Source organism: Streptomyces sp. XM83C, assembly GCF_023072675.1.
Lineage (GTDB): Bacteria > Actinomycetota > Actinomycetes > Streptomycetales > Streptomycetaceae > Streptomyces > Streptomyces thermocoprophilus.
This window is the reverse complement of record NZ_JALLGL010000184.1, coordinates 1-12,891: the sequence shown is the minus strand read 5'-3', so window position 1 is coordinate 12,891 and position 12,891 is coordinate 1. Positions and strand designations below refer to the sequence as shown.

The window sequence follows — 12,891 nt, the reverse complement described above, 5'->3', positions numbered from 1 at the left end:
ATCGACGCGTGCACGATGAAGTACGCATCCTGGCCCTGTCCACCGCCCCCGATCCGCACAGCCCTGCGGGCAGCCCTCGCCCACCACCTGCCCGAAGCCTGAGCGGCACCCCGCGGGCACTGTCCGGGGGCGGTGGACAGGGCCAGGATGCGTACTTCATCGTGCACGCGTCGATGAGGGAGGCGGCAGCCCGGCAAGTCCATCACCGTCGACGAGGCACGCCAGAACCTGTTCTCGCTGATCGAGCAGGTCATCGAGGACCACGTTCCGGTTCACATCACGTCCCGGAAGGGGAACGCCGTCCTGATGTCCGGCGAGGACGTCAGCTCCTGGACGAAGACGCCGCACCTCTTGCGTTCCCCGAGAACGCCCGCCGTCTGCTCGACTCCCTCGCGGAGGCACAGGCCGGCAGACCCGGTGTCGAGAGTGGGTGAGCGGTAGAAACGGTTCTCCGGAGGAACCGTGAGTGGGGCGGGTGGGACTCGAACCCACGGCCGACGGATTATGAGTCCGCTGCTCTAACCGGCTGAGCTACCGCCCCATAGCGGCGTGTCGCGTACACGTGTGCGCGCCGTGTGCCGCAGCATAGCCGGTCATACGATCTCCCGCCTCGCATGGTCGACTTCGTGCGGCCTTCCTGACCTTGATGACTGCGGCGCCGCGCGGGCGGTTCCCGCAGACATGAAAAAGGACCCCGAAGGGGTCCTCGTTCACGTGCTCCCCCGACTGGACTCGAACCAGTAACCTGCCGGTTAACAGCCGGCTGCTCTGCCAATTGAGCTACGGAGGACCGAGCTCCCCCGACTGGACTCGAACCAGTAACCTGCCGGTTAACAGCCGGCTGCTCTGCCAATTGAGCTACGGAGGAATGCCTCGTTCGCATCGAACGTGCCACCCCGGGTAGTCACCAGGGGGCGCCCGCTCGCTGCGACACATACATTAGCGCAAGCTGGGGGGTGCTCCGCCAATCGGTTCCCCCCGGCACCGACGCCGCACCTCAGACCGACTCCAGGAAAGGGTGGCCGCCATGCGCTACCGGCTCACGTTCCTCGCCGGACTCGCCCTCGGTTACGTGCTCGGCACGAAGGCCGGGCGCGAGCGGTACGAGCAGTTGATGAAGTCCGCGCGCCGTGTCGCGCAGAACCCCGCGGTGCGGAACACCGCCGAGTCCGCCGCCCAGCAGGGCCGCCAGTTCGCCGGGAAGGCGTACCACGTGGTCAGCGAGAAGGTCGGCGACCGTATGCCCGACTCCGTCGCCGGCCGGGTCCGCTCCCTGCGCGACCGCGCGGGTCACAACGGCGGCGGTGAGGACGACTGGGGCACGAGCAACACCTGACGGGGGCGTCGACGGGGCGCCCTCGGCCCATGCCCGTGACGCCCTACGGCAGAATCTGTCGGCATGGGGATAGTCGCCGGCTTGGACAGCTCACCGGACTTCACTCGCATCGTCGTCTGCGACACGGACACCGGTGCCGTACTTCGTCAGGGATACGCCCCGCATCCGCTGGAGGGCCGGCCCAGCGACGTGGATCCGCAGGCCTGGCTGCTCTCCCTCGGGGACGCGGCGGGCGGCGGACTGCTGGAGGGCGTGCAGGCCATCGGCGTGTCCGCCCAGCAGAACGCGCTGGTGCCGCTGGACGCGCAGGGCGCCACCGTGCGACCCGCGATGGTCGGCGGTGACAAGCGGGCCCAGGTGGCGGCGGCCGACCTGGTGGACGCGCTCGGCGGGCGTGAGGCGTGGGCGCAGGCCGTGGGGTGTGTGCCGCAGGCCTCGCTGCCGGTGACGAAGCTGCGCTGGCTGGCCCGTACCGAGCCGGAGAACGCCGCACGTACGGCCGTACTGCTCCAGGCGCACGACTGGCTGGTGTGGCAGCTGCTGGGGCGGCCGGTGCGCCGTACCACCGACCGGGGCGGGGCGTCCGGCACCGGCTACTGGTCGGCGGCGACCGGCGCGTACCGGCTGGACCTGGTGGAGCTGGCCCTCGGCCATCAGGTGCTGCTGCCGGAGGTGGTCGGCCCGTCGGACGCGGCCGGTACGACCCCGGAGGGGCTGCTGATCTCCGCCGGTACCGGCGAGACCATGGCCGCCGCGTTCGGGCTGGGCCTCGGCGTCGGCGACGTGGTCGTGTCGCTGGGCGCGTCGGGGTCCGTGATGGCGGTGCACCCGGAGGCGCTGCTGGACGCCACCGGCATGATCACCTCGCTGGCGGACGCGACCGGCATGCATCTGCCGGCCGTGACGACCCTGAACGCGGTACGCGCCCTGCGCGGCACCGCCGAGCTGCTCGGGCTGCCCGATCTGGAGACCCTGTCGGACCTGGCGCTGAAGTCCACGCCGGGCTCGCACGGGCTGGTGCTGCTGCCGTACCTGGAGGGCGAGCGGACGCCGAACCTGCCGCACACCGCGGGCACGCTGGCCGGGCTGCGCCGGGAGTCGATGAAGCCGGAGCATCTGGCGCGGGCCGCGTTCGAGGGCATGCTGTGCGGTCTCGGCGACGCGCTGGACGTGCTGCGCGGGCGCGGCGTGGAGGTGCGGCGCGTCTTCCTGATGGGCGCGGCGGCCGAGCTGCCGGCGGTGCAGGCGATCGCGCCGGCGCTGTTCGGCGCGCAGGTCGTCGTGCCGCAGCCGGCGGACTACGCGGCGATCGGCGCGGCCCGGCAGGCGGCCTGGGCGCTCGGTGTGTCGCAGGGCACCCTCGACCCGCGGACCCCGCCGGCGTGGCAGGGCGCGGCGGCGCAGGTGCTGGAGCCCGGCGAGGACCTGGCCGTGGGTCAGGCGGTGCGCCAGCAGTATGTGTCGGTGCGGGAGCAGACCCACCCGGGGGCGTTCCGGTCATAGCGGTACGGATCGCGCGCATACGGTCGTACCGCGCACCGCTCTCGGCTTAATCGGTTGAGGTAACGCGGGTGGAGTGTCCGACGATGGGGGCCAGGGGCAACCACCTTGCCCCCTGGGGGCCCGCCTCTCGGCCCGCCCCCGCCGAACGAGTCCCACCCGCCGACTCCCGAGAGACCGAGCGTGCTCATACGACTTCTGAGGGCCTACCTCAGGCCCTACAAGAAACACATCGCCTTGCTGGTGCTGCTGCAATTTCTGCAGACCTGCGCCACCCTCTACCTGCCCACGCTGAACGCTCACATCATCGACAACGGTGTCGTCAAGGGCGACACCGGCTACATCCTGGGCTACGGCGGCCTGATGATCGGCATCTCGCTGGCGCAGGTCGTGTGCAACATCGGTGCCGTGTATCTCGGGGCGCGGACGGCCTCCGCGCTGGGCCGGGACGTGCGCGGTGCGGTCTTCGACCGTGTGCAGTCCTTCTCCGCGCGTGAGGTCGGTCACTTCGGCGCGCCGTCGCTGATCACCCGTACGACGAACGACGTGCAGCAGATCCAGATGCTGGCGCTGATGACGTTCACGCTGATGGTGTCGGCGCCGATCATGTGCGTCGGCGGCATCGTGCTGGCGCTCGGCCTGGACGTGCCGCTGTCCGCGGTGCTGGTGGCGGTCGTGCCGGTGCTCGGCGTCAGTGTGACGCTGATCGTGCGGCGGCTGCGTCCGCTGTTCCGGTCCATGCAGAAGCGGCTGGACACGGTGAACCGGGTGCTGCGCGAGCAGATCACCGGCAATCGGGTCATCCGCGCGTTCGTGCGGGACCCCTACGAGGAGCAGCGTTTCCGCAAGGCCAACGCCGAGCTGACGGAGACGGCGCTCGGTGCGGGCAATCTGCTCGCGCTGATGTTCCCCGTGGTGATGACGGTGGTGAACCTGTCGTCGATCGCGGTGGTGTGGTTCGGCGCGCACCGTATCGACAGCGGCGGTATGCAGATCGGTGATCTGACGGCGTTCCTCGCCTATCTGATGCAGATCGTGATGTCCGTGATGATGGCCACCTTCATGTTCATGATGGTGCCGCGTGCGGAGGTGTGCGCCGAGCGGATCCAGGAGGTGCTGTCCACCGACACGAGTGTCGTGCCGCCGGTCGCGCCGGTGACCGAGCTGCGCCGGCACGGGCATCTGGAGCTGCGCGGGGCGGGCTTCCGCTATCCGGGTGCCGAGGAGCCGGTGCTGAAGGCGGTCGATCTGGTGGCGAGGCCGGGTGAGGTGACCGCCGTGATCGGTTCCACCGGCAGCGGCAAGTCGACGCTGCTGGGGCTGGTGCCGCGGCTGTTCGACGCGACGGAGGGCGAGGTGCTGGTCGACGGGGTGCCCGTCGCCGACCTCGATCCGAAGCTGCTGGCGAAGGCGGTCGGGCTCGTCCCGCAGCGGCCGTATCTGTTCGCGGGGACGATCGCGACGAATCTGCGGTACGGCAATCCGGACGCCACGGACGAGGAGCTGTGGCACGCGCTGGAGGTGGCGCAGGCCAAGGAGTTCGTGGAGCGGCTGGAGGGCGGCCTCGACGCGCCTGTCGCGCAGGGCGGCACCAATGTCTCCGGTGGTCAGCGGCAGCGGCTCGCGATCGCGCGGACGCTGGTGCAGCGCCCGGAGATCTATCTGTTCGACGACTCGTTCTCCGCGCTGGACTACGCGACGGACGCGGCGCTGCGCGCGGCGCTCGCGGAGGAGACCGCCGAGGCGACCGTGGTGATCGTCGCGCAGCGTGTGTCGACGATCCGGGACGCCGACCGGATCGTCGTCCTCGACGAGGGCCGGGTCGTGGGTACGGGCCGGCACCACGAGCTGATGGCGGACAACGAGACGTACCGGGAGATCGTGCTCTCCCAGCTGACGGAAGCGGAGGCTGCCTGATGGCCGGGCCGATGGGGCGGATGATGGCCGGCGGCGGCCCCGACAGCCGGTCGATGGACTTCAAGAACTCGGGCAAGCGGCTCATCGCCCGGTTCAGACCCGAACGGGCGACGCTGTTCACCCTGCTGGGCTGTGTGGTCGCCAGTGTGGCGCTGAGCGTGGTCGGTCCGAAGATCCTCGGTCGGGCCACCGACCTGGTCTTCGCGGGGATCGTCGGCCGGCAGATGCCGGAGGGCGCCACGAAGGACGAGGTGCTCGACGCGATGCGGCAGCGCGGTGACGGCGCCGTCGCCGACATGCTGCGCGGCACCGACTTCACGCCGGGTGAGGGCATCGACTTCACGGCCGTCGGTGAGGTGCTGCTGCTGGCGCTCGGCACGTTCCTCGTCGCCGGTCTGCTGATGGCGGTGGCGACGCGGCTGGTGAACCGCGCGGTGAACCGCACGATGTTCCGGATGCGGGAGGACGTGCAGACGAAGCTGTCGCGGCTGCCGCTGTCGTACTTCGACAAGCGGCAGCGCGGCGAGGTGCTGTCACGGGCGACGAACGACATCGACAACATCGGGCAGACGCTTCAGCAGTCGATGGGCCAGCTCATCAACTCGGTGCTGACGATCATCGGTGTGCTGGCGATGATGTTCTGGGTGTCGTGGATCCTGGCGCTGGTGGCGCTGGTGACGGTGCCGCTGTCGTTCGTGGTGGCCACGCGGGTCGGCAAGCGGTCGCAGCCGCATTTCGTGCAGCAGTGGCGGTCGACGGGCGCGCTGAACGCACACATCGAGGAGATGTACACCGGGCACACCCTGGTGAAGGTGTTCGGCCGTCAGGAGGAGTCGGCGAAGCAGTTCGCCGAGCAGAACGAGGCGCTGTACGAGGCCGGGTTCCGGGCGCAGTTCAACAGCGGCATCATGCAGCCGCTGATGATGTTCGTGTCGAACATCAACTATGTGCTGGTCGCCGTCGTCGGCGGGCTGCGGGTCGCGTCGGGTTCGCTGTCCATCGGTGATGTGCAGGCGTTCATCCAGTACTCGCGGCAGTTCTCGATGCCGCTGACGCAGGTCGCGTCGATGGCGAACCTGGTGCAGTCCGGTGTCGCGTCGGCCGAGCGGATCTTCGAACTCCTGGACGCGGAGGAGCAGGAGGCGGACCCGGTGCCGACGGAGAAGCCGGCCGAGCTGCGCGGCCGGGTGGAGCTGGAGCATGTGCGGTTTCGCTACGACCCCGAGAAGCCGCTGATCGAGGACCTGTCCTTGACGGTGGAGCCGGGTCACACGGTCGCGATCGTCGGCCCGACCGGCGCCGGCAAGACGACGCTGGTCAATCTGCTGATGCGGTTCTACGAGGTGTCCGGCGGGCGGATCACTTTGGACGGGGTGGACATCGCGAGGATGTCGCGGGACGAGCTGCGTTCCGGGATCGGCATGGTGCTTCAGGACACCTGGCTGTTCGGCGGCACCATCGCGGAGAACATCGCGTACGGCGCCTCCCGTGAGGTGACGCGAGCGGAGATCGAGGAGGCGGCGCGGGCCGCGCACGCCGACCGGTTCATCCGCACCCTGCCGGACGGGTACGACACCGTCATCGACGACGAGGGTTCCGGTGTGTCGGCCGGTGAGAAGCAGCTCATCACGATCGCGCGGGCGTTCCTGTCCGACCCGGTGATCCTGGTGCTGGACGAGGCGACGAGTTCCGTCGACACCCGTACCGAGGTGCTGATCCAGAAGGCGATGGCGAAACTCGCCCATGGGCGTACGTCGTTCGTCATCGCGCACCGGCTGTCCACGATCCGCGACGCGGACACCATCCTGGTGATGGAGAACGGTTCGATCGTGGAGCAGGGCACGCACACGGATCTGCTGGCGGCGGACGGGGCGTACGCCCGGCTGTACAAGGCGCAGTTCGCGCAGGCGGTGGCCGAGGTCGACTGACCCGGCCGTGAGGCGCGCGGAGCGGGCCGGGGCCGCTCGCCCCCGGTGGGCGGCCCCGGCCGTTTCGTGTCCTCAGTCCAGGTAGCCGCGGAGCTGGTCGGCGAAGGCGTGGTCGCGGAGCTTGTTGAGGGTCTTGGATTCGATCTGCCGTATCCGCTCGCGGGTGACGCCGAAGATCCGGCCGATCTCCTCCAGGGTGCGCGGCCGGCCGTCGACCAGCCCGTACCGGAGCTGTACGACCTTGCGTTCGCGTTCCCCGAGCGTGGACAGCACGGCCTCCAGGTGCTCCCTCAGCAGCAGGAACGCCGCCGATTCGACGGGTGAGGCTGCGTCGCCGTCCTCGATGAGGTCACCGAGGGCGACATCGTCCTCCTCCCCCACCGGGGCGTGCAGCGAGACGGGTTCCTGGGCGAGGCGCAGCACTTCGCCGACCCGTTCGGGGGGCAGGTCCAGCTGGGCGGCGACCTCCTCGGGGGTGGGTTCGTAGCCGCGTTCCTGCAACAGGCGGCGCTGGACGCGCACGACGCGGTTGATGAGTTCGACGACATGGACGGGCACGCGGATGGTGCGGGCCTGGTCGGCGAGGGCGCGGGACATGGCCTGGCGGATCCACCAGGTGGCGTAGGTGGAGAACTTGTAGCCGCGGGCGTAGTCGAACTTCTCCACGGCCCTGATCAGCCCGAGGTTGCCCTCCTGGACGAGGTCCAGCATCGTCAGCCCGCGCCCCACGTACCGTTTCGCCACCGACACCACCAGGCGCAGGTTGGCCTCGATGAGGCGGCGCTTGGCCATGCGGCCCATGACGACGAGCCGGTCCAGGTCGAGGGCGAGCCGGCTGTCCAGGTCGGGGGCGATACGCAGTTTCTCCTCGGCGAACAGGCCGGCCTCGACGCGGCGGGCGAGTTCGACCTCCTCGGCGGCGGTCAGCAGCGGGATACGGCCGATCTCCCGCAGATACTGGCGGAACAGGTCCGAGGACGGTCCGGCGGTCTCGGCGGCGCGGACGGCGGGCGGCGCGAACTCATCCGCGTCCGGCGGCTCCGTGTCCTCGGACTCCTCGGTGGGCGGTCCGGCGGGCTCCGCGCCGGTGGTGGTCTCGGGGTGGTGCACGGCATGGCTCTGCGGCGGAACCGCGACCAGGACGCCCGTCTCGGCGTCCCCTTGCGTGCCGGTGGTGCTGCTGTCGGTGTGGGTGAGGGTCTGGGTCTGCACGGGGGCGACCTCCAGGATGATCGCTGCAGAGGCGTACGGCAGCGGTACTTCGGGGGCGGAGTCGGCGGCCATGCCGCTGTCCGTCCCGTACGCGTCGAGCGGAACCGCGGGGGTGTGCGACCCGTGGGGGACGGATCGGCCGCGCTCCGGGGACTCAGGCACCGCACCCAGTGTGGGGTAAGACACATCGCCGCCACGAGGGGCGTGCGATGACTTTTTGCATCCGGTCCGTGACCGGCCGGTGACAGCGGGGCGGGCTCGCGCGGGGCGAGCGGGCGTGGTGCGTCCGCGCGCGGGGCGAGCGGCTCAGAGGGCCGCGGCCCCCTGCTCGCGCAGTGACTGGTCGTACTGCTGGAGCACCCACAGCTCGTTCTGTACGGCGGCGAGCTGGGCGGGGTCGCCGCCGGCGGCGAGGCGGGCCAGCTGGGACTGGACGTCGCGGATGCGGCGCTCGACGGCGCGCCGGCGCACCTGGACGAGGACGGTGCCCGCGTACACCTCGTCGACCGTGCGGCGCAGGATCGCCTCCACGGCCAGCTCGGTGACCATCGCGCGGACGGTGTCGTCGGGGGCGGCGTCCCGGACGCGGACCAGGTACTCCTGCGGGTCCTGCGCGCCCCATTCGGCGCCGCCCGCGTCGAGGATCGCCTGCCGTACGGCCGCGTAGGGCAGGGCGGTGAACTCGTCGACGCCGTACGCGTCGAACGCCGGGGAGACCAGCTCGGGGCGTTGCAGGGCCAGCTTGAGCAGCTCACGCTCGGTGGCGTACACGGGGTTGCGCAGGGTGAGGGCGGGGCCGCGGGGGGCGGCGGGTGCGGCGGGCTGCGCCCACTGCTGCTCGGGTGCCCGGCGTGCGCCGTGCGGGCCGGGGCCGGGGCCGTTGCCGTTGCCGCGTTCGCGGGCCCAGCGGGCGAGCTGGGCGACGCGGCGGACGACGAACTGGGTGTCGAGGATGCCGAGCATGCCGGCGAGCTGCACGGCGACCTCGTGCTGGGCGCCGCTGTTCTTGATGCGGGCGACGACGGGGGCGGCCTCGTCGAGGGCGGCGGCCCGGCCGGCGGGGGTGTCGAGGTCGTAGCGGGAGACGATCTGCCGCAGCGCGAACTCGAACAGCGGGGTGCGCGGCTCGACCAGGTCGGCGACGGCCTCGTCGCCCTTGGCGAGGCGCAGCTCGCAGGGGTCCATGCCGTCGGGGGCGATCGCGATGTACGTCTCGGCGGCGAACTTCTGGTCGTCCTCGAAGGCGCGCAGCGCGGCCTTCTGCCCGGCGGCGTCGCCGTCGAAGGTGAAGATGACGCGGGCGGAGCCGTTGTCCATCAGGAGCCGGCGGAGGATCTTGATGTGGTCGCCGCCGAAGGCGGTGCCGCAGGTGGCGATGGCGGTGGTGACGCCGGCGAGATGACAGGCCATGACGTCGGTGTAGCCCTCGACGACGACGGCCCGGCTGGTCTTGGCGATGTGCTGTTTGGCGAGGTCGATGCCGTACAGCACCTGCGACTTCCGGTAGATCGCGGTGTCGGGGGTGTTCAGGTATTTCGGGCCGTTGTCCGTCTCGTACAGCTTGCGAGCGCCGAAGCCGACGACGTCGCCGCCGATGTCGCGGATGGGCCACATGAGCCGGCCGCGGAAGCGGTCGATGGGGCCGCGTCGGCCCTCCTGGGCGAGGCCGGAGAGGATCAGCTCCTTGTCGCTGAAGCCCTTGCCGCGCAGATGGCGCACCAGGTGGTCCCAGCCCTGCGGGCTGTAGCCGACGCCGAAGTGGACGGCGGCGGCCTGGTCGAAGCCGCGTTCGGCGAGGAAGATCCGGCCGGTCTCCGCCTCGGGGCTGACGGCGAGCTGCTCGGCGTACCACTCGGCGGCGATCTTGTGGGCCTCGACCAGGCGGATGCGTTCGCCGCGCTGGTGTGCGGGGTTGTAGCCGCCTTCCTCGTAGCGCAGGGTGATGCCGGCCTTGGCGGCGAGCCGTTCGACCGCCTCGGAGAAGGTGAGGTGGTCGATCTTCATCACGAACGTGATGGTGTCGCCGCCTTCCTGGCAGCCGAAGCAGTGGAAGAGTCCCTTGCTCGGGCTGACCTGGAAGGACGGCGACTTCTCGTCGTGGAACGGGCAGAGGCCCTTGAGGTTGCCGCCGCCCGCGCTGCGCAGCTGGAGGTACTCCGAGACGACGGCGTCGATCGGGACCGCGTCCCGTACCGCCTTCACGTCCTCGTCGTTGATCCGTCCTGCCACGTGGTGATTCTACGGGGCCGCACCGACACTGCCGTGGCGCGCGGTGCGGCCCCGTGCGTGCTATGCGGCCACGTCGTCGAGGGGGACGTGCGGGTCGGCGAGGGCTTCGGTGTCCACGCGGGCGCGGCTGCGGATGAGGTTCTGGATGCTGTCCGTGACGTCCCACACGTTCACGTTCATCCCGGCGAGGACGCGGTTCTCCTTCACCCAGAACGCGATGAACTCCCGCTTGTGGGCGTCGCCGCGGATCACCACCTGGTCGTAGGAGCCGGGCGGCGCCCAGCCGCTGTACTCCATGCCGAGGTCGTACTGGTCGGAGAAGAAGTACGGCACCCGGTCGTAGACGACGTCCTGGCCGAGCATGGCGCGGGCGGCGGCCGGGCCGCCGTTCAGCGCGTTCGCCCAGTGCTCCACCCGCACGCGGGTGTCGAACAGGGCGTGCGGGAACGACGCCACGTCGCCGGCGGCGTAGATGTCCGGGTCGGAGGTGCGCAGCCGCTCGTCGACGCGGACGCCGCCACCGTACGCCCGGTCGGCGATCTCCAGGCCGGCGGCCTCCGCGAGCGCGGTGCGCGGTGCGGCGCCGATCGCGGCGAGCACGTCGTGCGCGGGGTGTTCCTCGCCGTCGTCGGTGCGGGCGGCGAGGACCATGCCGTCCTGGCCGACGATCTCGGTGAGCCGCGCCCCGAAGTGGAAGCGGACGCCGTGCTCGCGGTGCAGTTCGGCGAAGAGGTTGCCCAGCTCGGGGCCGAGGACGCCGTGCAGCGGGGTGGGCGCCGGTTCGACCACGGTGACCTCGGCGCCGTACTCGCGGGCCGCCGCCGCGACCTCCAGGCCGATCCAGCCGGCACCGGCGATCACGATGTGGCCGTTGTCCCGGCCGAGCGCGGCGAGCACATGCTTGAGGCGTTCGGCGTGGGCGAGGCGGCGCAGATGGTGCACGCCCGCCAGGTCGGTGCCCGGGACGTCCAGGCGGCGCGGCTCGGCGCCGGTCGCCAGGAGCAGTTTGTCGTAGCGCACGACGGTGCCGTCCTCGCCGAAGCGGACGGTCTTCGCGGCGCGGTCGACGGCGTCGACGGTCTGCCCGAGGTGCAGTTCGATGTCGTTGCGCGCGTACCAGGCGGGCTCGTGGACGAAGACGCTGTCGCGTTCCTCCTTGCCGAGAAGGTAGCCCTTGGACAGGGGCGGACGCTCGTACGGGTGGTCGCGCTCGTCGCAGATCAGTATCACGCGGCCGGTGAATCCCTCGGCACGGAGCGTCTCGGCCGCCTTCGCGCCGGCCAGGCCGCCTCCGACGATGACAAAAGTCTGATCCGCGTCGACCACTTGATGCCTCCTCGTAAGGGTGCCGCCACATGGGAGCGTCCCGCACGGAGCGTGAGGGGGGAAGAGGGTGTGGCCCGATCAGGCCACGCAGGGTCACATTTCCTTCCGTGGGACGGCACACGTGCCGTTCAGTTTCTCCCCTGCCCCGTCAGACGGGCGTGAAGCGAACGCGCCGACGTGTCGGTGAGGGAGGCGATCTGGTCGACGACCACCCGTTTGCGGGCGCGGTCGTCGGCGGCCTGTTCGAACAGGGTGCGGAACTGGGGGTCGAGGCCGTCCGGCGCGCGGGCGGTGAGCGCCTCCGCCAGTTCGGCGACGACGATCCGCTGATCGGCCCGGACCCGCTCCTGCTCGGCGCGCTGCATCACGTACCGGTCGGCGACGGCCTTCAGTACGGCGCACTCCAGACGGGTCTCCCACGGGACGACGAGTTCCGCGCCGTACCGGGTGAGCCGGCCGCTGCCGTACGCGGCGCGGGTGGCGCCCTCGGCGGCCAGGCAGAACCGGCCGATGAGCTGGCTGGTGGCGTCCTTCAGCCGGGCCTGCGCGACCGCGCTGCCGTCATAGCCGTGCGGCCACCACTCCTGGTCCTGGAGCCGGTCGAGCGCGGCGGCCAGTTCGGCGGGGTCGGTGCCCTCGGGGACGTACCGGCCGACGGCGACGGCGAAGATCTCCCGCCGCTCGGGTTCGGCGTGCAGCATGTTGGGGTCGATGTGCCCGGCGTGCAGTCCGTCCTCCACGTCGTGCACCGAGTACGCCACGTCGTCCGACCAGTCCATCACCTGCGCCTCGAAGCATGCGCGGGTGCCGGGCGCGGTCCGCCGCACCCAGTCGAAGACGGGCCGGTCGTCCTCGTACACCCCGAACTTCCGGGACGCCGGGTCGGTGGGGTGCCCGCCGCGCGGCCACGGGTACTTGGTCGCCGCGTCGAGCGTGGCCCGCGTGAGGTTGAGGCCGACGGAGCCCTCAGGGGTGAACCGCTTCGGCTCGATACGGGTGAGCAGCCGCAGCGACTGGGCGTTGCCCTCGAAGCCGCCGCAGTCGTGCGCGAACTCGTTCAGCGCGGCCTCGCCGTTGTGCCCGAACGGGGGGTGTCCCAGGTCGTGGGCGAGGCAGGCGGCCTCGACGAGATCGGGGTCGCAGCCGAGAGCCGCGCCCAGTTCCCGCCCGACCTGGGCGCACTCCAGGGAGTGCGTGAGCCGGGTGCGGGGGCTGGCGTCCCACATCTGGTTGACGGTGCCGGGGGTGACGACCTGTGTCTTGCCGGCGAGTCTGCGCAGTGCCGCGCTGTGCAGGATGCGGGCACGGTCGCGCTGGAAGGCCGTACGCCCGGGCCGCTTGTCCGGCTCGGGAGCCCACCGCTCGAAGTCCGCGTCGCCATAAGGGGTGCCTGCCATGCCTCGACAGTACGGGGCGGGTGGGACACTGTCTCTTATACACACT

At 70.9% G+C, this 12,891-nt stretch carries 8 protein-coding genes, 3 tRNA genes and 1 pseudogene; 5 read left to right on the top strand and 7 right to left on the bottom strand.

What is annotated here, in order from left to right:
- Positions 1-201: 201 nt before the first annotated feature.
- Positions 202-434 (top strand): annotated as a pseudogene (locus MTQ10_RS20225) (type II toxin-antitoxin system Phd/YefM family antitoxin).
- A gap of 33 nt (positions 435-467) precedes the next feature.
- Here MTQ10_RS20225 and MTQ10_RS20220 read toward each other — a convergent pair.
- From MTQ10_RS20220 to MTQ10_RS20210, 3 genes are all read right to left on the bottom strand, one after another.
- Positions 468-541 (bottom strand) — tRNA-Ile (locus MTQ10_RS20220).
- Positions 542-717: 176 nt separating this feature from the next.
- Positions 718-790: transfer RNA gene (locus MTQ10_RS20215), tRNA-Asn, on the bottom strand.
- Positions 791-795: 5 nt separating this feature from the next.
- Positions 796-868 (bottom strand) — tRNA-Asn (locus MTQ10_RS20210).
- Between the two features lie 159 nt (positions 869-1,027).
- Here MTQ10_RS20210 and MTQ10_RS20205 point away from each other — a divergent pair.
- From MTQ10_RS20205 to MTQ10_RS20190, 4 genes are all read left to right on the top strand, one after another.
- On the top strand, positions 1,028-1,336 hold the full coding sequence (locus MTQ10_RS20205; RefSeq protein ID WP_247470120.1) for a YtxH domain-containing protein: 309 nt from the start codon (positions 1,028-1,030) through the stop codon (positions 1,334-1,336).
- 63 nt (positions 1,337-1,399) lie between these two features.
- Complete coding sequence (locus MTQ10_RS20200; protein WP_247470119.1) at positions 1,400-2,839, top strand: FGGY family carbohydrate kinase; 1,440 nt, start codon at positions 1,400-1,402, stop codon at positions 2,837-2,839.
- A gap of 180 nt (positions 2,840-3,019) precedes the next feature.
- Positions 3,020-4,753, top strand: a complete 1,734-nt coding sequence (locus MTQ10_RS20195) for an ABC transporter ATP-binding protein (RefSeq protein WP_247470115.1) — start codon at positions 3,020-3,022, stop codon at positions 4,751-4,753.
- On the top strand, positions 4,753-6,681 hold the full coding sequence (locus tag MTQ10_RS20190) for an ABC transporter ATP-binding protein (RefSeq protein WP_247470113.1): 1,929 nt from the start codon (positions 4,753-4,755) through the stop codon (positions 6,679-6,681). Before MTQ10_RS20195 ends, MTQ10_RS20190 begins: the two co-directional genes overlap by 1 nt.
- A 72-nt stretch (positions 6,682-6,753) precedes the next feature.
- Here the strand turns inward: MTQ10_RS20190 and MTQ10_RS20185 are convergent, their stop codons facing one another.
- The 4 genes from MTQ10_RS20185 to MTQ10_RS20170 form a co-directional block, all read right to left on the bottom strand.
- Positions 6,754-8,055, bottom strand: a complete 1,302-nt coding sequence (locus MTQ10_RS20185; protein WP_247470112.1) for an RNA polymerase sigma factor — start codon at positions 8,053-8,055, stop codon at positions 6,754-6,756.
- 144 nt (positions 8,056-8,199) lie between these two features.
- Positions 8,200-10,122 carry a DNA primase gene (dnaG, locus tag MTQ10_RS20180; protein WP_247470111.1) on the bottom strand — a complete coding sequence of 641 codons (1,923 nt, stop codon included), beginning with the start codon at positions 10,120-10,122 and terminating at the stop codon, positions 8,200-8,202.
- A gap of 60 nt (positions 10,123-10,182) precedes the next feature.
- Entirely contained in the window at positions 10,183-11,448 is a 1,266-nt protein-coding gene (locus tag MTQ10_RS20175; protein ID WP_247470109.1) for an NAD(P)/FAD-dependent oxidoreductase, read from the bottom strand.
- A 128-nt stretch (positions 11,449-11,576) separates the two neighbouring features.
- Complete coding sequence (locus MTQ10_RS20170; protein ID WP_247470108.1) at positions 11,577-12,845, bottom strand: deoxyguanosinetriphosphate triphosphohydrolase; 1,269 nt, start codon at positions 12,843-12,845, stop codon at positions 11,577-11,579.
- Positions 12,846-12,891: the final 46 nt, after the last annotated feature.